The sequence below is a fragment of the Alterinioella sp. B-7 genome (assembly GCF_056857775.1).
In genome coordinates, this window is record NZ_JBSXNT010000031.1 from 258,560 (window position 1) to 278,429 (window position 19,870).

Sequence of the window (19,870 nt, forward strand, 5' to 3'; positions counted from 1 at the left end):
CCTCGGGGATGTCCGGGGCGCGGCGCTTTTCCTCTTGAAGCGAGATCAGCCCCGATGCGCGGCGTAGATCTCGACGATCCTCGCCACCGCTGCCTCGGGCGGCATTTCCTCGCTTTCGCCCGTGCGGCGCGAGGTCAGCTCCACCACCCCGTTCTTGAGGCCACGCGGCCCGACGGTGATGCGCCAGGGCAGGCCGATCAGGTCCATGGTGGCGAACTTGCCGCCCGCGCGTTCATTGCGGTCATCATAGAGCGGATCGAGCCCCGCCGCCGTCAGCGCCTTGTAGAGCGCCTCGCAGGCCGCGTCGGCTTCCTCGTCGCCCTGCTTGAGGTTGACGATGCCGCAATGGAAGGGTGTCACCCCCTCGGGCCAGATGATGCCCTTGTCGTCATGGCTGGCCTCGATGATCGCGCCCAGAAGGCGGGAGACGCCGATGCCGTGGCTGCCCATATGGACCGGAACCTTCTCGCCATCCATCGTCTGCACAGTCGCGCCCAGGGCGTCGGAATACTTGGTGCCGAAATAGAAGATCTGGCCCACCTCGATGCCGCGCGCGACGCGGCGGCGCTCCTCGGGGACGTCGGCGAATTTCGCCTCGTCATGGGTCTCGTCGGTGCGGGCATAGCGGCTGGTGAACTCTTCCAGCACGGCCTGGCACTGCTCGACGCTGTCGTAATCGACCTCGCGGTCGCCGAATTTCAGGTCGGTGATCTGGGAATCGTAGAACACTTCCGACTCGCCGGTCTCCGCCAGCACAAGGAATTCATGCGTGTCGTCGCCGCCAATCGGCCCGCTATCGGCACGCATCGGGATCGCTTGCAGCCCCATCCGTTCATAGGTGCGCAGGTAGCTGACCAGGTGGCGGTTATAGGCGTGCAGCGCATCTTCCCTGGTCAGGTCGAAATTGTAGCCGTCCTTCATCAGGAATTCGCGCCCGCGCATGACGCCGAAACGCGGGCGGATCTCGTCGCGGAATTTCCACTGGATCTGATACATCGTCAGCGGCAGATCCTTGTAGCTGGACACATTGGCGCGGAAGATGTCGGTGATCAGCTCTTCCGCCGTGGGCGTGAACAGCATGTCGCGCCCGCCGCGGTCCTTGATGCGCAGCATCTCCTCGCCATAGGCATCGTAGCGCCCGCTCTCGCGCCACAGGTCGGCGGACTGGATCGTCGGCATCAGCATGGCCAGGTGTCCGGCGCGGGCCTGTTCCTCATGCACGATCTGTTCGATCCGGCGCAGCACCTTGTAGCCCAAAGGCAGCCAGGAATAGATCCCCGCCGCGGCCTGCTTGATTAGCCCCGCGCGCAGCATCAGGCGGTGGCTGACGATCTGCGCCTCGGCAGGGGTTTCTTTCAGGACGGGAAGGAAATAGCGGGTGAGGCGCATCTTGCGGGGGTTCCTTGGCAAAGTGACGTGCCCGCTGCTTATGCGATCACCGGGGGGAAAGGCAATGCGGCGGTCTCTCTGCGTCGACGCAGAGATGCCGCGCGGGGTCGACCCCGCGCCCTCCGCTCCCTCAGCGCTGCTTGTGCTTGACCACCGGATCGGCCCCGATCGCCTGTGCCAGCGCCTCGAACCGGGCCTGCGCGACCTCGCTGAACAGATCCCGTCCCATCTTGGAGCGCAGGGTCAGTTGCAGGATGCCTTTCTTGGGATAGAGCTTGAGCGCCCCGTGATCTTGCGGCCGCTCCAGCGTGAACATCGCGCCGAAGCGCATCGCGCGGCCAAGGATCTCGGCCTCGCGCTGGTCCTTCTCGGCCAGAAGCGTCATCAGCGGTTCGAAATTGGTGCCCTTGCGCGAGGATTTGTAGCGGTGCAGCAGCGCCAGCCCCAGATAGACCCGCTCGCCATGTTTCAGCGCCCCCAGATTGGCCCGCGTGGCATTGTCGAAACAGACCTCGGCGCGGTAATCGGGATGCGCGCGCCAGCTGACATCGTGCAAGAGGCAGGCCGCCCGCATCACCCGCTTGCGGGCGGGCCGGACCGAGCCGAAGAGCGGTTCGATGAACTTGAACAGCGCCCGGCCAAACCCCGGCATCCGTGCGTTGAGACTTTCCATCATGTAGGCCGCCTCGATCAGCGGGTCGCGGTTGCGCTGCTCGTCCGACATCTGCTCATAGAGCATCCCCTCGCGGATCCCGTAGGAGGACACCGCCACCTCATCGGGCTTGACGCGGTTCACCAGCTCCTTGAGCACAAGCGCCGCCAGCGGCACCAGCCGCATCCGTTCGGCGCTGGTCCCGGTGCGATCGCGCAATTCGTCCAGGTCGGCGGCGTCGATATACTTGATCGTGTCGCGGATATCCTTGCGGGACATGCGGTATTCATGCAGCACCTTCAGGGGATAGCCGCGCCGTTCCATGTCGATCCGCGCAATCGCCCGCCACGAGCCGCCGACCAGGAAGAGGCGCTCGGGCCTGTCCGGAAATTCCTTCTGCAACGCCGCGATCGTGTCCTTGATATGCGCCTTGACCGCCTTCTTGCCGCCCTTGATCCCCTGCAATTTCAGCGGCCCCAGGTCCGAGCTGCGGCAGGTGCCGATATCGCCATTGCCCTTCAGCTCGGCCAGCTCCATCGAGGAGCCGCCGATATCGCAGATCATGCCCTCGGCCCCCGGCCAGCCAAGCAGCACGCCCTGCGCCGACAGGCGGGCCTCCTCCTCGCCATCGACGACATGGATGGTCAGCCCGGTCTCGGCCTCGGCCTCGGCGCGGAACTCGGGCCCGTCCTCGGCCTCGCGCACCGCAGCCGTGGCAACCGCGATCAGGGCCGAGACATTCATGCCCGAGGCCAGCGCCGCGAACCGTTTCAGCGCCGCCATCGCGCGCGGACGCCCCTCGGCGGACAAGCGCCCCGTCTCGGCGAAACCCGCGCCAAGGCCGCAGAGCACCTTTTCGTTGTAGAAATAGGCAGGCGAGCGCGCCGCGCCATCGAACACCACCAGCCGGACCGAGTTCGAGCCGATGTCGATCACGCCCACCCGCGCCAGTGCCCGCGCGGTCGGATCCTGGAACAGCGGGCGGGAAAACAGGCCCTGGCCCGGGGGCAGTGTGTCACGGGTCTGGGTCGGCATCGCGTCGCTTCGGTCCATCTCGTCCTGTCCTCAAATGCCGTCAGTTTACGCGAAGGTCAATCATGTGAATGGGTCAATTCCGGCACGTCCTTGGCCCCCGCCGATCCGCGCCCCGACAAGGACGGGTTCTGCATGAAGAAACGGTGACAGGAAAAGGGCCGGTCGATCGCATCCAGATCGGGCCGCAAAAAGGTGCCATCGGGCTGCAACACCCACGATTGCGCCACATCGGCGAGGTTCGCCGCCATGATCTGGCTGACGATCTGCGCCTTGACCGTGGGGTTGGTGCATTCGACCAGCGTTTCCACCCGCCGGTTGAGGTTGCGCCCCATCCAGTCGGCGGAACTGATATAGACCCGCGCCTTTTTCGACGGCAACCCTGCGCCGTTGCCGAAACAGACGATGCGGCTGTGTTCCAGGAACCGGCCCACGACGGATTTGATGCGGATATTCTCGGAAAGCCCTTTCACCCCCGGCCTCAAGCCGCAGATGCCCCGGATCACCAGGTCGATCTTCACGCCCGCCTGGCTGGCCTCGTAGAGCGCGTCGATGACATCGGGTTCGATCAGGCTGTTCATCTTGGCCCAGACCGCCGCCTTGCGCCCCTCGCGGGCATGCGCGGCCTCGGCGCGCAGGCTGTCGATGATGGTGGATTTCAGCGAGAGTGGCGAGATCGAGAGGTTCTCCAGCCCCTCGGGCTCCGCGTAACCGCCGATATAGTTGAAAACCTTGGTGGCATCGCGGCCAAGCGCATCGTCGCAGGTGAAAAGGCTGAGATCGGTATAGAAGCGTGCCGTGATCGGGTGGTAATTGCCGGTGCCGAAATGGGTATAGGTGACCAGCCGGTCGCCCTCGCGCCGGACCACGGCGCTGATCTTGGCGTGGGTCTTGTAGTTGATGAAGCCATAGACGACATGCGCGCCCGAGCGTTCCAGCTTGCGCGACTGCCGGATATTGGCGGCCTCGTCGAAGCGCGCCTTCAACTCCACCAGCGCGGTGACGGATTTGCCGTTCTCGGCGGCCTCGCAAAGCGCATCGACGATGGGGCTCTCGTTCGAGGTGCGGTAGAGCGTCTGCCGGATGGCCACCACGTTGGGGTCGCGCGCGGCCTGCGCCAGGAACCGCACCACCATGTCGAAAGTCTCGTAGGGGTGATGCAGCAGCATGTCCTTTTGCCGGATCGCGCTGAACATGTTGCCGTCATGGTCCTGCACCCGTTCCGGCACGCGCGGGGTGAAGTTGGGCCACATCAGGTCCGGGCGGCCCTCCAGCACCAGTTCCTTGAGGCGCGCCAAGCCAATCATGCCGGTGACCTCCACCACCTCGTCGCCGATCACATGCAGATGCTCGGTGATCTGGCGCTGCAATGCCTCGGGCGCGCCAGACGAGATCTGCAACCGCACGACATGGCCCCGGCGGCGGCGCTTCAGCGCGGTCTCGAACTCGCGCACCAGGTCTTCGGCCTCTTCCTCGACCTCCAGGTCGCTGTCGCGCAGCACGCGGAAGATGCACGACCCGGTCAGCTTGTAGCCGGGAAAGAGCGCGCCCAGGTTGAGCAGCAAAAGCTCCTCCAGCAGCAGCACGCGGGTCTGCCCCTCGGGCGCGGGCAGCGGGATGAAGCGATCGACCTGCGCCGGGATCGGCAGCAGCGCCTGCAACGGGCGGCCATCCTTCGCGCTCTTCATCTGTAGCGCCAGCACGATGCCCTCGTTCGGGATGAAGGGAAAGGGATGCGCCGGGTCGATGGCCAGCGGCGACAGCACGGGAAAGACATTGGCCAGGAAGACCGCATCCAGCGCCGCTTTGTCCTCCTTGGTCAGCGCATCGCGCGCGACGACGGTGATTCCCGCCTCCTCCAGCGCGGCGCTGACCGTGACCCAGGCCGCCTGCTGCGCCCGCATCAGGCTGCGCGCATCGGCATTGATCAGGCGCAGCTGCTCGACCGGGGTGCGGCCATCGTCGGAGGGCGTGGTGTTGCCCTCCTGCGCCAATTCGCGCAGGCCCGCGACGCGCACGGTGTAGAACTCATCGAGGTTCGCCGCCGAGATCGAGATGAAGCGCAACCGTTCCAGCAGCGGCACGCGGGTGTTCTCGGCCTCTTCCAGCACGCGCCAGTTGAAGGCCAGCCAGCTGAGTTCGCGGTTGAAGAAGCGCGCCGGACCTTCGGTCTGCGCCTCGGGCAGGTCCACGGGCTCGGCCAGGGGGGCGGAGAGGAAATCAGCACCGACCATTCATCTGCTCCCTTGCATGTGCGTCCGGGCGCAGCCTGACACTCATTCCCCGTCTTCCGCAAGTATCGCCCGGATCATCGCCTCGCCGGGTTTCTTCTTGTCGCGCAGCGATTGCGCGTCGATCCGCGCGATCAGCCTCTGCGCTGCGGCAAAGGACCGCTCCATGCGAAGCAGCGCATAGGGGATCAGGCGCGGGGCCAGGCGCAATTGCCGGTCGGTGGCGAGCTTGACCATCAGCGCCGCCAGAAGCGCGTCATCGGGCGCGTCGAGTTGCAGGACACCCGCCTGCTGCACCCGGCTTTTCAGATCGGCCAGGCGCAGGGGCCAGCGCGCGGGCGCGGTCCGGGCGGTCAACAACAGCGCGCCCCCCTGCCCCGCAAGCACGTTGTGAATATGGAACAGCGCGGTCTCCGCCGCCTCCGTCAGGCCCCGGTCCACATCCTCGACCGCCAGCGCGGGGCCCAGCGTGGCGGGGTCCAGCCCCTCAAGCTCGGCCGCGCCGACGACCTGCGCGCCTGCCGCCTCGGCCCAGACATGCGCCAGGTGGGTCTTGCCCGCGCCTTGCGGGCCCGTCAGCACCATCTTGCCACGCGGCCAGTCGCGCCAGGCGTCGATGCCCGCCACGGCGGTCGCGTTGGCGGGCGAGACGAAGTAATCGTCACGGCCAAGCGCGGGTCGGGCGGCCAGGTCGAAAGTCAGTTGTTCCGCCATGGCTCAGCCGTCTTCTTCCCGCGCCCGGCCCGTCTGCCCGCGATAGAGCAACCCGTCGCGATAGCGCTCGCCCAGGTAGCGCATGACGACGCCGATGACGGCAGCGACCGGCACCGCGATCAGCATGCCCGCGAAGCCGAAAAGCGCCCCGAAGGCCGACAGCGCCAGCAGCAGCCAGACCGGATGCAGCCCGACAGAATCGCCGACCAGCTTGGGGGTCAGGATATTGCCCTCGACCGCCTGGCCGATCATGAAGATGCCCGCCACGGCGGCGATCCAGTACCACTCGCCCCAGAACTGGAACAACGCCAGCCCCACGGCCAGCACGCCGCCGAAGAGCGCCCCGATATAGGGAATGAACGAGATCAGTCCCGCGAAGAGGCCCACCACCAGCCCGAATTGCAGCCCCACCAGCATCAACGCGACGGCATAGAACGTGCCCAGGATCAGGCAGACCGTGCCCTGCCCCCGGATGAAGCTGGCCAGCGTGGCGTCGATATCGCGGGCCAGGTCGCGCAGCACCGGCGCATGGTCGCGCGGCAAAAGCTCGTCGATGCGCGCGATCATCCGGTCCCAGTCCAGGAGCAGGTAGAAGGCCACCACCGGCGAGACCACCAGCACGATGATCCCGCTCAGCGCACTGCCCGCCGAGGCCAGCACCGAGGAGGCCAGCGACCCCGCCTGGCTGCGGGCGGATTCCATCAGGTCGGCAAAGGCCTGCCGCATGGCGCTGTTCTCGTTCACGATCGAGGGGAAATATTCGATGACCTGTTCGCGCGCGGTCTCGTACAGGCGCGGGGCGGCGTCGATCAGGTCGATCACCTGGGTGACCAGAAGCGGCACGACCAGCAGCAATGTCAGCAGCCCGACCAGCACCGCCAGCGCGAAGATCACCACCGTGGCCCAGGTCCGCGTGAGGCCCCAGGTTTCAAGCCGGTCTGCCAGCGGGTCCAGGATATAGGCGATCGCCGCGCCCACGATGAAGGGCAGCAGCACGTTGCCCAGGGCCCAGAAGAGCGCCAGGAAAACGGCGGTGAACACGGCCCAGAAAATCAGCTGCTGTTTCGCGGGAAGGGCCATGGCAATACCTCTCGGGGGAAGGTCCGACCACCTTCGCGTTGCCGCCAAGCTGCCCCCCTATCGGAGGGTTTTCAAGGTGCAAGCGGTCGATTTCTGGCCGGAACTGGCCGGAAATCCCGACGATTTCCGTTGAAATCGGCCCCGACAGCCCCATTTGCAAACAATCATATCTCTTCTACTCAGGGAAGCCGATGCTGCTGCGCGCCATTGACCGTTTTTTCTCTCATGACGCCTCGGGCGGGATCTTGTTGGGCCTGTCGGCCATCGCCGCCCTCCTGGTGGCCAATTCGGCCCTGCAACCGACCTATGACTGGCTGCTGAGCCTGCCTTTCGCGGTGACGCTGGATGGCGGCGGGCTGGAGAAGCCGCTGATCCTGTGGATCAATGACGGCCTCATGGCGATCTTCTTCTTCCTGATCGGGCTGGAGCTGAAGCGTGAGATCCTGGAAGGCAAGCTGAAGAACCCGCGCGACGTGATCCTGCCGGGCATGGCGGCCGTGGGGGGCATGGCGATGCCGGCGCTGATCTTCGTCGCGCTGAACTGGGGCAATCCCGAGACCATCGGGGGATGGGCCATTCCGGCGGCGACTGATATCGCCTTCGCACTTGGCGTGCTGGCGCTGGTCGGCAGCCGCGTGCCCTCGGCGCTCAAGGTGTTCCTGCTGACGCTGGCCATTCTCGACGACCTCGGGGCGATCGTCATCATCGCGCTGTTTTACACCGCCGAATTGAAGGTCAATTACCTCTTGATGGGGCTGGTGCCGCTGGCGGGCCTGTTCTGGTTCAACATCAAGGGCGCCCACCGGGTCGCGCCGTCGCTGATCCTGGGCCTGATCCTCTGGGTGCTGGTGCTGAAATCGGGCGTCCACGCGACGCTTGCGGGCGTTGTCACCGCCTTCTTCATTCCGCTGACCGACAAATGGGGCAAGTCGCCGCTGCATTCGCTTGAGCACGGGCTGGCCCCTTACGTGCTGTTCCTGATTGTGCCGATCTTCGCCTTCGCCAATGCTGGCGTATCGCTGGAGGGGCTGTCCCTTGCCGACCTGATGGCGCCCCTGCCGCTCGGCATCGCGCTCGGGCTGGTCCTGGGCAAGCAGATCGGCGTCTTCGGCCTGACCTGGCTGACCGTCAAGTCCGGCCTCGCGCAGCTGCCGCATGGCGTGACCTGGGTGCATATCTACGGGCTCGCCTGTCTTGCCGGAATCGGCTTTACCATGTCGCTTTTCATCGGCTCGCTCAGCTTCGGCGACGCGGCGCTGATGGATGCGGTGCGGTTGGGCGTGCTGTCCGGCTCGCTGGTCTCGGGGCTGATCGGGTTCACCGTGCTGCGGTTGAGCTCCAACCCCGCGGCCGAGGACGACGCACAGCCCGCGCAATCGTGACGCGAAAACGGCGGGCCATCACTTGCGCAGGGCCCGCCGCATGATCTTGCCGGTTGCCGTCATCGGCAGGCTGTCGGCCAGCACCACCTTGCGCGGCACCAGATGGGCCGAGACGCGGGTGCGCACCAGGTCCTTGAGCGCCGCCTCGATCCCCGCGCCATCCGCACCGTCGCGCAGCACGACATGGGCGACCACGGTCTCGGTGCGGATCGGGTCGGGTTCGCCCACCACGGCGGCCATCACCACATCCGGGTGACGCAAGAGCGCCGCCTCGATCTCGGACGGGCCGATCCGGTAGCCCGCCGAGGTGATCACGTCATCGTCGCGGGCATGGAACACCAGGTGCCCATCGCTGCGCCGCGTCGCCAGATCGCCGGTGCGCAACCAGCCATCGCGGACCTTTTCCGCCGTCGCCTCGGGCTTGTTCCAGTAGCACAGGAACGCCACCGGGTCGGGCATCCTGAGGCAGACCTCGCCCACCTCACCCGTTCCGGCCTCATTTCCCTCCGCCTCCAGCACCGCCACGTCATGCCCCGGCACCGGCAGCCCCATCGCGCCGGGGTGCCGCTCCATCCCGATGACGCTGGAGGCGACCAGCAGGTTGGCCTCGGTCTGGCCGTAAAGCTCGCCCAGGTCGGCGCGCAGGGTCTCGCGCCCCCAGTCCAGCAGATCGCCGCCCAGGGGCTCGCCGCCCGAGCTGACCGCGCGCAGGCGCACCCCCTGGGGCAGCCGCGCCCCCCGCATCAGCCGCAGGCCCGTGGGCGGGATGAAGGCGTTGCTGACGCCCTCCTCGACCAACAGGGCAAAGGCGGCGTCGGGGTCGAATTTCGCAAACCGGTGGCTGACCAGCGGCACGCCGTAATAGAGGCAGGGCATCGCCATATCCATCAGCCCACCGATCCAGGCCCAATCGGCGGGCGTCCAGCCGATATCGCCGGGGCGGGGAAACAGGCTCTGCGTCAGTTCCGTGCAGGGCAGATGGCCAATGAGGAAGCGATGCGCGTGCAGCACCCCCTTGGGATCGCCGGTGGTCCCCGAGGTGTAGATCATCATCGCCGGATCATCGGCCCCGGTGGCGACCGGCTGAAACCCCCGCGCCGGTGTCCCGATCAGGTCGGGCAACGACAGCACGGGGGGCTTGGCCGCTCCGGTCGAAATCACCACCTCCAGCCCCGGCAGGTCGGGGCAGAGCGCCAGCACCCGGTCGAGATTGGCCGGATCCGTCACCAAGGCCCGCGCGCTGCTATCGGCAAGCCGGTAGCGCAAAGCATCCTCGCCGAACAGCGTGAAGAGAGGCAGGGACACGGCCCCCAGCTTCATCGCCGCGAAATGGGTGATCAGCGCATGAGGGTGCTGCGCCAGCAGGATCGCGACCCGGTCGCCCGCCCCCACGCCCTTCGCCGCCAGCGCGACGGCCAGCCCGTCGGACGCGCGTTTCATCTGGCCATAGGTCCAGACCTGCCGCGCGCCATCCCCGCCGCGATGGATCACCGCCACGCGGTCGGGGTCGGCACGCGCCCAATCATCGCAGCACAGCGCCGCGATGTTCATGTCGGAAGGAATATCCCAGGAAAACCCGTCCCGCAGCGCCTGCCAATCGCGGGCCTCGCGAAAGAGGCGACGCTCCATGTCCCTATTGACCTGCCGTGACCGTCAGCGTCACCAGGTCGGTCAGGCTGACGCCAAGCGCCTGCATCGCGGCCAGCGAGATGCGGCTGCCCGATCCGGCCGCGCCGCCCGAGGGGCGCAGCGTGACATCGGCCGAGGCCCCGCCTTCGGTGGTGATCCGCCCCGGTGTTTCCGAGGTCACAAGCGGCGTCTCCAGCCACAGGCCGGGCTCCGCCGGATTGCCGAGCGACGCGACGGTTTGACCAAGCGTGCCGGGTTCGACCGGGGCCTCCTGTGCGCCCGCGTCCTCGGCCTCTTCGGCCTCCTCCGCCGCAGCGCTTTCATCCGGCAGCGCGGCCATGTCCTCGACCTGATCGCTCCCGCGCCCGCCGCCCGGAAAGCCGCCACCCAGGGAACCGGGAATGAGATTGGAACAGCCCGCCAGCAGCGCCACCGTTCCGACCATCACCAACATGCGTGCAATATCTGTCATGGGCGAAAGCCTAGGCGCAATTCGCGCATGCTTCAATGCTTGCGAGAGGGCCACGCGGGGCATAGATAGGCCCCATGTCCCAAACCGCCCCCCTCATCGACCCGTTCGCCCGCGCCATCACCTATCTGCGCGTCTCGGTCACAGATCGCTGCGATTTCCGCTGCGTCTACTGCATGTCCGAGAACATGACCTTCCTGCCGAAGAAGGAGCTTCTGACGCTGGAGGAACTGGACCGCATGTGCTCCACCTTCATCCGGTTGGGCGTGCGCAAGCTGCGCATCACGGGCGGCGAGCCGCTGGTGCGCAAGGGGATCATGACCTTTTTCCAGGGCATGAAGCGGCATCTGGACAGCGGCGATCTGGACGAATTGACCCTGACCACCAATGGCAGCCAGCTGGCGCGTTTCGCCGATGACCTGGTCGCGGCGGGGGTGCGCCGGGTCAATGTCTCGCTCGACACGCTGGACGAGCAGAAGTTTGCCGACATCACAAGGTGGGGCCGCCTGAAACAGGTGCTGGCGGGCATCGACGCGGCCCGCGAGGCCGGGTTGCGCATCAAGATCAACGCGGTGGCACTGAAGGGCTTCAACGAGGATGAGCTGTTCACCTTGCAGGAATGGTGCGCCGCGCGTGACATGGACCTGACCTTTATCGAGGTCATGCCGATGGGCGACCTGGGCAACGAGGACCGGCTGGACCAGTATTGGGACCTCAAGGACCTGCGCGCGCGTCTGGGCGAGCGATTCACCCTGACCGACCTGGCCGAAAGCAGCGGCGGCCCCGCGCGCTACGTGCGGCTGGAAGAGACCGGACAGAAGATCGGCTTCATCACCCCGCTCACACATAATTTCTGCGAAAGCTGCAACCGGGTGCGTCTGACCTGCACGGGGGAACTTTACATGTGCCTGGGCCAGGAAGACATGGCCGACCTGCGCGCGCCGCTCAGGGCGTCTGCCAAGGACGACCTGCTTGAGGATGCGATCCGCAAGGCGATCTCCCTGAAACCCAAGGGCCATGATTTCGACTATTCCCGGCAGGCCGTGGATGGCCAGATGAGCCGCCACATGAGCCATACGGGCGGGTAGACCGGGGGCGGTTTCGCCGCCTTTGGCGACGATCCGTGGGGGGCGCTGCCCCCCAAACACCCCCCGAAGTATTTGCACCAAGGTGAAGATGGGTCATGTCGACCCTATCCTCATCTTCTTCGCGGAAAAACCTGCTGTCGGCGGACGATGCGCCTGGGGGCCACGAAACCTGCTCAGGCCGCAGGCATCCGCCGTTCCACGATCTCGGCCCACCACGAACAGCCCGCCGGGATCGCCTCGTCGTTGAAGTTGTATTCCGGGTGGTGGACCATCGCCGTGTCGCCATTGCCCACCAGGATATAGGCGCCGGGGCGTTCCTCCAGCATGAAGGCGAAATCCTCGCCGCCCATGACAAGGGGCGCATCGGCGCAGTCGCCGGAAACGGCGCTGGCCACCTCGGCGGCAAACGCCGTCTGTTCCTCGGAATTGACCATGACGGGATAGCCGCGGCGATAGTCGATCTCGGCGCGGCCGCCATAGGCGCGCGCGGTCAGGTCGACGATCTCCCTCATGCGCGCCTCGGTCAGGTCCTGCACCTCGCCATCCAGCGTGCGCACGGTGCCTTTCAGATGCACCGTTTCCGGGATCACGTTATGCGCCTTCGACCCGGTCTCGAAGCTGGTGACCGAGACCACGACCTGTTTCACCGGATCGACATTGCGGCTGGCGATGGTTTGCAGGGCGATGACGATCTGGCTGGCGATAACGGTCGTGTCCAGCGTCTCATGCGGTTTGGCGGCATGGCCGCCCTTGCCGGTGACATGAATGTCGAACTGGTCGGCGGCGGCAAAGAACGAGCCCGGACGGATCGCGAAGCTGCCCACCGGGCGTCCCGGCCAGTTGTGCATGCCGTAGACCTCCTGGATGCCGAAGCGCTCCATCATGCCGTCATCGCACATCTCCTTGCCGCCGGCGCCGCCTTCCTCAGCGGGCTGGAAGATCACCACGACCGTGCCGTCGAAATTGCGCGTCTCGGACAGGTATTTCGCCGCGCCAAGCAACATCGCGGTATGCCCGTCATGGCCGCAGGCATGCATCGCGCCGGGTGTCTTCGAGGCATAGGGCAGCCCCGTCGCCTCGAGGATCGGCAGCGCATCCATGTCGGCGCGCAGGCCGATCACCTTGCCCGAGCCGTCCGACCTGCCCTTGATCACGCCGACAACGCCGGTGCGCCCGATGCCCGTGACGATCTCGTCGCAGCCGAACGCCTTGAGCTTTTCGGCCACCAGCGCCGAGGTGCGGTGCGTGTCATAGAGGATCTCGGGGTTTTCGTGAATATCGCGGCGCCATTCGGTGATCTCGGGCAGCAATTCGGCAAAACGGTTCTTGACGGGCATCGGCCTGACCTTTCCGGGATGAGGGGTGTTTGCGGCAGAAGGTGACCGATCCGCGCGGCGGCGGCAAGGGGGTCATGTGCGGAACCGCGACAGTCGGAACGGGGTCAGGTCATGGCCCGGATCATTGCCCGCAATCAGGTCGGCCATCACCCGCCCGTAGCCCGGTCCGATCCCGAAGCCATGCCCGCTTGTCCCGGTGGCGATGCTGAGGCCGGGCAGCGCCGCGTGGCGTTCCATCACCGGCAATTCGTCGGGCAGCACGTCGATCATGCCCGCCCATTCGGTCCGCACCGATACCTGCGCCAATGCGGGCCAGGCCGCCTGGAACCGCCGCCGCGCCTCGGTCAGCCAGCGCCGGTTCGGGGCCGGGTCCAGCACCCGCATCCGCTCGAACGGGGTCTCGTCATCTTTCTCCCATCTGCGCGCCGTGCCCCAGGCATCGGGGTAGCCCTTGGGGGCCATCGCCCGGTAGCGCCGGCCGAACGGGTCACTACGAAGTTGCGGCCAGAAGGCACGGAAATGCCGGAACGCATCGGGGCCGATCCAGAAATCATGCGCGTCCGACAAGGCCAGCGTGTAGCCGCCATCGACCCGCCTGCGAAAGGCCAGGTCGTCAAAGAGCGCGCCCCCCTCATGCACCGCCTCCATCGGGTCGGTCGCCATGACCGAGGCGCGCACCGAGAGCTGCGGAATGTTGACCCCGTGGCGGCGCAGGAAGAGCGACGACCACGCCCCGCCCGCGACCAGAACCTCGGGCGCGCGGATCAACCCCTGCACGGTCCAGAGCCCCGCGACACGGCCCCCCTGCACATCCAGCACCCGCGCCGCGCAGTCCTCGACGATCACCGCGCCCCTGCGCACCGCCGCGCGGGCCAGGGCGGGCACCGCCTGCCACGGCTCGGCCCGCATGTCGCTGGCCGTGTGCAGCCCGCCCACCACCGGCAGGGTGCAGCCCGGCAGCTTGGCGCGGACCTCCTCCGCCGTCAGCATGACCGAATCGACGCCCGATCCCTCGACCGAGGCCAGCCAGGCCCGATGCCGCTCCAACGCGGCCTGATCCTTGGCGAGATACGTCAGCCCCGATTGCACCAGCCCAAGGCCCTCACCGGTCTCGGCCTGCAATTGATGCCACAGTCGGCTCGCCTCCATCATGATCGGCAGCTCGGCAGGGTCGCGGCCCATCTGGCGGACCCATCCCCAGTTGCGGCTGCTTTGTTCGCCCGCGACGCGGCCCTTTTCGACGACCACCGCGCGCAGGCCCTTCGCGGCAAGGTGATAGGCCGTCATCACGCCGATCACGCCCGCGCCGATGATCACCGCATCGGCAGCCTCGGGCAACGGGCCGGGGTGTTCGACGGGCCGGTGCAGGCCGATCGGAAATTGCGTCATTCGCAGAGCGTCTTGAGCAGCCGGTCCATGAACGCCTCTCCGGCCTCGAACTGCGCGACCGAGATGAATTCGTCGGGCTGGTGCGCCTGCGCGATATCGCCGGGACCGCAGACGACCGCCGAATACCCCTCGGTCTGGAACTGGCCCGCCTCGGTGCCGTAGCTGACGACATGGGTGGCGTTGTCGCCGGTGAGGCGGCGCACCAGCGCCTCGGCCTCGCCGTTCTCCTCGGGGCGCAGGCCGGGCACGTTCCAGCTGGAGGACAGATCGATATAGCTCGACGGCCGCACCGCCTGCATCTGCGCCTCCAGCTTGCGCACCTCATCGACGTAGCGCTGGCCCCATTCATCCGCGTCCTCGCCCGGCACGCAGCGAAAGGACATCAGGAAATGGCAATCCTTGGCGGTGATGTTATGCGCCGTGCCGCCCTCGATCACACCGACATGCAGGGTCGTGTAGGGCGGATCGAAGAGGGCATCGGCCCCGGTCGCGCCCCGCGCGCGGTTCTCGGCATTCATCCTGTTGCCCCAGTCAATCAGCTTGGCCGCTTCCATGATCGCCGACACGCCCCGGTCAATCAGCGAGGAATGCACCTCGAAGCCGCGCACATGGGTGACGAAGCCGATGCCGCCCTTGTGGCCCGTGACCGCCTGCATCATCGAAGGCTCTCCGATGATCGCCAGCGCGGCTTTCGGCACCACGCCCTGCATCGCCCGGATCATCGGTGGCGCGCCGATACAGCCGATCTCCTCGTCGCGGCTGAGGCAGATTTGCAGCGGTCGGGTCAGGGGCGCCTTGGCCGCGCGCGCCGCGAGACCAAGCGCCAGCGCGTCGAACCCTTTCATGTCGCAGGTGCCGCGCCCGAAGAGCTTTCCGTCCCTTTCCACCACGGTGAAGGGATCGGTGGACCAGGCCTGCCCCTCGACCGGCACAACGTCGGTATGGCCCGACAGAATGACGCCGCCCTCCACTTCCGGCCCGATATGGGCAAAGAGCGAGGCCTTGCGCCCATCCTCGGTATAATCGCGATGGCAGGTCACACCCAGATCGTTCAGATAGCCCTCGACCCAATCCACGAGGTCGAGATTGCTTTCGCTGCTAACGGTCGGAAAAGACACCAGCTTTTCCAGAATTTGACGCGAAGTCATGGCGGTGGTCATTGGCGGGGCGCTCCTGGTTGCTTGCCGCCAGCCTGATCCCGCCGCCGGGGGAGGTCAAGGCCACGCCCCGCAACCCTTTCATTCTGCCGGAAAATCCCGTCGCGGGCATGGTGGAGCTTCAAACCGCTTGCGGGAAAAGCGAATCCTGTTACCGTTACCGGCAAATCAGCACCCGCCCGTCAGAGGCGGGGCATGTCCAACCGGTGAGGCGTCTTGAGATGCTAGATGGGGCAAAGCCCTCCGTCCTTGATGTCAAGGACCTCAAAACCGTTTTCAAAACCCGACGTGGGGAGGTTCACGCGGTCAACAATGTCAGTTTTCACCTGGAAGCGGGTGAATTGCTTGGCGTTGTCGGCGAAAGCGGTTCCGGAAAATCCGTGACCATGATGTCGCTTATCGGCCTTCTGCCATCGCCGCCCGCCGAGGTGCGCAATGGCCAGGTCAATTTCGGCGGAATGGACCTGCTGCGCGCCGATGAGGACCAGTTGCGCGCCATCAGGGGCGCGCGGATCGGCTTTGTCTTCCAGGACCCGATGACCTCGCTCAACCCGGTCTTCAATGTCGGCTTTCAGCTGATGGAACCCCTGCGCAAGCATATGGGGCTGAGCAAATCCAAGGCCCGCAAGCGCGCGGTGGAACTGCTGGAACTGGTCGGCATTCCCGACGCACAGCGCCGCCTCAAGGATTTTCCGCACCAGTTTTCCGGCGGCATGCGCCAGCGCGTGATGATCGCCATCGCGCTGGCCTGCGACCCCGAGGTGCTGATCGCGGATGAGCCGACCACGGCGCTGGACGTCACCATCCAGGCGCAGATCCTGGAACTGGTCGCCGAGCTGCGCAAGAAACTGGGCATGGCGATCGTCTGGATCACGCATGACCTTGGCGTCATTGCGGGCATCGCCGACCGCGTGCTGGTGATGTATGGCGGCCAGGTCGTCGAACAGGGCCCGGTGCGGGAGCTTTTCGCCAACCCCAAGCATCCCTATACCCGCGCGCTTCTGGAAACCGTGCCGCATGTGCGCGGCGCGCGGGCCGAGCGGCTGAAGGTGATCCAGGGCCAGCCGCCGATGCTGTCGGGCCAACCCACCGCCTGCCCCTTCCGTGACCGCTGCCCCGAGGCGATGCCGCGCTGCGCGCAGGAAAACCCCTGGCGGATCAGCGTCGGCCACAGCCACGATGTCGCCTGTTTCTGGGATCCCGATACCGGGGAGGCGCGCGATGTTTGACGCCAGCCAGCAGCGCAAGCTCGTCTCGGTGCGCGGGCTCAAGATGTATTTCCCGATCTACACCGGCCTGTTGCGCCGCCATACCGGCGACGTGAAGGCGGTGGATGGTGTCAGCTTTGACATCTACGAGGGCGAAACCCTTGGTCTTGTGGGCGAATCCGGTTGCGGCAAGTCGACCTGCGGGCGCGCCGTGCTGCGGCTTTACGAACCGACCGAAGGCTCGATCATCATCGACGGCAAGGAACTGGCCTGGGACAATATCGAGGCGCGCCGGATCAGTGACCAGGCCGACAGGATCGGTCGATGGGCGACCTGGGCGGCCTTCTTGCTGGGTGCGGCGCTGGTGATCTGGCTCGGCGCGACCGAGATGCTGACCGGGGCCTGGCCGATCGTGATCGCCGTGCTGGCCGTACTGGTCGCGACCTATCTGGTTTCGCGCCTGTCGCGTTCCGTGATCTACCGGCTGCGCGGCGCCTCGGAAGGTGTCTCGGTCGATGAGTTTGCCCCAGATGACCGCGCCCTGCGCCGCATCCGGCCCACCATGCAGATGGTGTTCCAGGATCCGCAGGCCAGCCTCAATCCGCGCATGACCGTGGCCGACATCATCGGTGAGCCGCTCAGCGAGCATTCCAACAAGACCGGCAAGGAACGGCTGAACCGCATCTACGAGCTGATGGACGAGGTCGGCCTCAACCGCGATTTCGCCAACCGCTACCCGCATGAGTTTTCCGGCGGCCAGCGGCAGCGTATCGGCATCGCCCGCGCCCTGGCGCTGAACCCCAAATTCATCGTCTGTGACGAGCCCATCGCGGCGCTCGACGTGTCGATCCAGGCGCAGGTGGTGAACCTGCTGGAAGACCTCCAGACCGAGCTTGGCCTGACCTACCTTTTCATCAGTCACGACCTGTCCATGGTGCGCCATATCGCCGACCGCGTGGCGGTCATGTATCTGGGCAAGATCGTCGAACTGGCCCCGCGCGACGGCCTCTACGAGGATCCGCACCACCCCTATACCAAGGCACTGCTCTCGGCCGTGCCCGAACCCGACCCGGTTTCCCATGACGAGGCCAACCGGGTGATCCTGCAAGGCGATGTGCCAAGCCCCTCCAACCCGCCCAAGGGCTGCAATTTCTGCACCCGCTGTCCCAGCGTGATGGATATATGCCACCAGATCGACCCCGAGTTTCGCGAAGTTTCGGCGGGCCGCTTCGTCGCCTGCCACCTGTTCAACGATACCCAGACCGCCGGCTGAACCGGCGGCGTCCGAGGCAATAAGAGCAAACCAACAAGGAGAGACACATGAAACTAAGACATCTCATGCTCGGGGCCGCAGCGGCGTTTGCGCTGTCCCCCGCGGCAGCGCTGGCTGAAAGGGGCTCGGACGGCCAGCTCAACATCATCTACTGGCAGGCACCCTCGACGCTGAACCCGTATCTGTCGGGCGGCACCAAGGAGGTCGAGGCGGCCTCGCTGGTGCTGGAGCCGCTGGCCGGCTTCGACAACAACGGCGAACTGGTTCCGCGTCTGGTGGACGAGATCCCCACCGTGGAAAACGGCGGCGTCTCCGAAGACCTGACCTCCATCACCTGGGTCCTGTCCGAGGGCATCACCTGGTCCGATGGCAGCCCGGTCACGGCCAATGACGCCGTGTTCACCTGGCAATACTGCACCGATCCCGAAGGCGGCTGCGCGCAGGCGTCCTATTTCGACGGGGTGGAAAGCGTGGAAGCGGTCGATGACCGGACCATCCGCATCAACTTCACCGCGCCCAAGCCGTTCCCCTATACCGCGCTGGTGGGGGCTGAAAGCCCGCTGATCCAGGCCGCACAATTCGCGGATTGCCTGGGCGCGGCGGCCCCCGAATGCACCGAGGCCAACTTTGGCCCGATCGGCACCGGCCCCTTCGTCGTCACCGAGTTCCGTCCCAATGACGTGATCACCTACGCGGCGAACGAGAACTACCGCGTGCCGGATCAGCCGGCCTTTGCCACCGTGGTCTTCAAAGGCGGCGGCGACGCGGCCTCCGCGGCCCGTGCGGTTCTGGAAACCGGTGAATTCGACTATGCCTGGAACCTCCAGATCGACCCGACCATCCTGGCCGAAATGGAAGCCAACGGCATCGGCGAGGTCGTGACCGCCTTCGGCACGAGCGTCGAGCGTCTGCACCTGAACCAGACCAATCCCGACCCCGCGCTTGGCGACATGCGCTCCACCCTGGAAGGCGGCGAACATCCGTTCCTGACCGACCCGGCCGTGGGTCAGGCCATGTCCATGGCCATCGACCGCGCGCTTTTGGTGGAAATCGGCTATGGGGCCGGTGGTCAGGCCACCTGCAACGTGCTGCCGGCGCCCGAGCTCTATGCCTCGACCGCCAATGACGACTGCCTGACGCAGGATCTCGAAGGTGCCGCGCAGGTGCTGGAAGATGCCGGTTGGGTCGATGAAGACGGCGACGGCGTGCGCGAGCGCGACGGTATCCGCCTGAGCGTTCTCTACCAGACCTCGACCAACGCCGTCCGTCAGGACACCCAGGCGCTGGTCAAGCAGTGGTGGGAAGAAATCGGCATCGAGGTCGAGCTGCGCAACATCGACGCGTCGGTCTTCTTCGGCGGCGACCCCTCCAGCCCGGACACGTTCCAGAAGTTCTATGCAGATATCGAGATGTATACGAACAACTTCGCGGGCGTCGATCCCGAGGCCTACATGGCCAACTGGCGCTGCAACGAGATCCCTGGCCCCGACACCCAGTGGCAGGGCTCGAACATCCAGCGTTTCTGCGACCCGGCCTATGACGCCCTGGTCGACGAGATGGCCCAGACCGCAGCCCTGGAAGAGCGCGGCCGCCTGGCGCAGGAGATGAACGACATGCTGGTGCAAAGCTACTCGATCATCCCGCTGATCCACCGTGGCGGCGTCTCGGCCCATGCCGTGACCCTGGAAGGTGTCCGGATGTCCGACTGGGATTCCGAGCTGTGGAACATCGCCGAATGGTCGCGGGCCGAGTAACCCCGGTCTGACCTGATATCACCGGCCCCTCCGGCCCGCGCATTCGCGGGTCGCCGGGGGGGCCACCCCTTCCCCGCCCATGGCAC

At 66.2% G+C, this 19,870-nt stretch carries 15 protein-coding genes; 5 read left to right on the forward strand and 10 right to left on the reverse strand.

Annotation, left to right across the window (positions count from 1 at the left end; translation table 11 throughout):
* Positions 1 to 45: 45 nt before the first annotated feature.
* The 5 genes from proS to AC13C7_RS09570 form a co-directional block, all read right to left on the reverse strand.
* Positions 46 to 1,389 carry a proline--tRNA ligase gene (gene proS, locus AC13C7_RS09550; RefSeq protein WP_482867333.1) on the reverse strand — a complete coding sequence of 448 codons (1,344 nt, stop codon included), beginning with the start codon at positions 1,387 to 1,389 and terminating at the stop codon, positions 46 to 48.
* 130 nt (positions 1,390 to 1,519) lie between these two features.
* A complete protein-coding gene (locus tag AC13C7_RS09555) occupies positions 1,520 to 3,094 on the reverse strand; it encodes a Ppx/GppA family phosphatase (protein WP_482867334.1) in 1,575 nt (524 codons plus the stop codon).
* Between the two features lie 38 nt (positions 3,095 to 3,132).
* Entirely contained in the window at positions 3,133 to 5,307 is a 2,175-nt protein-coding gene (locus tag AC13C7_RS09560) for an RNA degradosome polyphosphate kinase (RefSeq protein WP_172321513.1), read from the reverse strand.
* 42 nt (positions 5,308 to 5,349) lie between these two features.
* The gene (locus tag AC13C7_RS09565; RefSeq protein ID WP_172321514.1) at positions 5,350 to 6,018 is read right to left on the reverse strand and encodes a P-loop NTPase family protein; all 669 of its coding nucleotides are present in this window, start codon (positions 6,016 to 6,018) and stop codon (positions 5,350 to 5,352) included.
* Positions 6,019 to 6,021: 3 nt separating this feature from the next.
* A complete protein-coding gene (locus AC13C7_RS09570; protein WP_172321515.1) occupies positions 6,022 to 7,098 on the reverse strand; it encodes an AI-2E family transporter in 1,077 nt (358 codons plus the stop codon).
* A 191-nt stretch (positions 7,099 to 7,289) separates the two neighbouring features.
* Between AC13C7_RS09570 and nhaA the strand changes: the two genes are divergently transcribed.
* A complete protein-coding gene (gene nhaA / locus AC13C7_RS09575; protein ID WP_172321516.1) occupies positions 7,290 to 8,480 on the forward strand; it encodes a Na+/H+ antiporter NhaA in 1,191 nt (396 codons plus the stop codon).
* A gap of 18 nt (positions 8,481 to 8,498) precedes the next feature.
* On the opposite strand, the gene AC13C7_RS09580 is transcribed toward nhaA, so the two are convergent.
* Both AC13C7_RS09580 and AC13C7_RS09585 read right to left on the reverse strand, forming a co-directional pair.
* A complete protein-coding gene (locus AC13C7_RS09580; RefSeq protein WP_482867335.1) occupies positions 8,499 to 10,109 on the reverse strand; it encodes an AMP-binding protein in 1,611 nt (536 codons plus the stop codon).
* A gap of 4 nt (positions 10,110 to 10,113) precedes the next feature.
* Complete coding sequence (locus tag AC13C7_RS09585) at positions 10,114 to 10,581, reverse strand: D-galactarate dehydratase (RefSeq protein ID WP_172321518.1); 468 nt, start codon at positions 10,579 to 10,581, stop codon at positions 10,114 to 10,116.
* Positions 10,582 to 10,655: 74 nt separating this feature from the next.
* On the opposite strand from AC13C7_RS09585, the gene moaA reads away from it, so the two are divergent.
* A complete protein-coding gene (gene moaA, locus AC13C7_RS09590; RefSeq protein ID WP_172321519.1) occupies positions 10,656 to 11,666 on the forward strand; it encodes a GTP 3',8-cyclase MoaA in 1,011 nt (336 codons plus the stop codon).
* Positions 11,667 to 11,839: 173 nt separating this feature from the next.
* Here moaA and AC13C7_RS09595 read toward each other — a convergent pair whose 3' ends face one another.
* The 3 genes from AC13C7_RS09595 to argE form a co-directional block, all read right to left on the reverse strand.
* Entirely contained in the window at positions 11,840 to 13,003 is a 1,164-nt protein-coding gene (locus AC13C7_RS09595) for a M20 aminoacylase family protein (RefSeq protein ID WP_446117773.1), read from the reverse strand.
* 72 nt (positions 13,004 to 13,075) lie between these two features.
* Entirely contained in the window at positions 13,076 to 14,392 is a 1,317-nt protein-coding gene (locus AC13C7_RS09600; RefSeq protein ID WP_482867336.1) for an NAD(P)/FAD-dependent oxidoreductase, read from the reverse strand.
* Entirely contained in the window at positions 14,389 to 15,552 is a 1,164-nt protein-coding gene (argE, locus tag AC13C7_RS09605) for an acetylornithine deacetylase (RefSeq protein ID WP_482867337.1), read from the reverse strand. The genes AC13C7_RS09600 and argE overlap by 4 nt, the downstream gene beginning before the upstream one ends.
* 218 nt (positions 15,553 to 15,770) lie before the next feature.
* On the opposite strand from argE, the gene AC13C7_RS09610 reads away from it, so the two are divergent.
* Genes AC13C7_RS09610 through AC13C7_RS09620 form a run of 3 tightly spaced genes read left to right on the forward strand, consistent with a single transcriptional unit; the run spans position 15,771 to position 19,784 of the window.
* Positions 15,771 to 16,778 carry an ABC transporter ATP-binding protein gene (locus AC13C7_RS09610; protein ID WP_172321523.1) on the forward strand — a complete coding sequence of 336 codons (1,008 nt, stop codon included), beginning with the start codon at positions 15,771 to 15,773 and terminating at the stop codon, positions 16,776 to 16,778.
* Positions 16,771 to 18,030: an oligopeptide/dipeptide ABC transporter ATP-binding protein gene (locus tag AC13C7_RS09615; RefSeq protein WP_328700574.1), complete on the forward strand. Its 1,260-nt coding sequence runs from the start codon at positions 16,771 to 16,773 to the stop codon at positions 18,028 to 18,030. Before AC13C7_RS09610 ends, AC13C7_RS09615 begins: the two co-directional genes overlap by 8 nt.
* Positions 18,031 to 18,077: 47 nt before the next feature.
* A complete protein-coding gene (locus tag AC13C7_RS09620; RefSeq protein ID WP_172321524.1) occupies positions 18,078 to 19,784 on the forward strand; it encodes a peptide ABC transporter substrate-binding protein in 1,707 nt (568 codons plus the stop codon).
* Positions 19,785 to 19,870 lie beyond the last annotated feature (86 nt).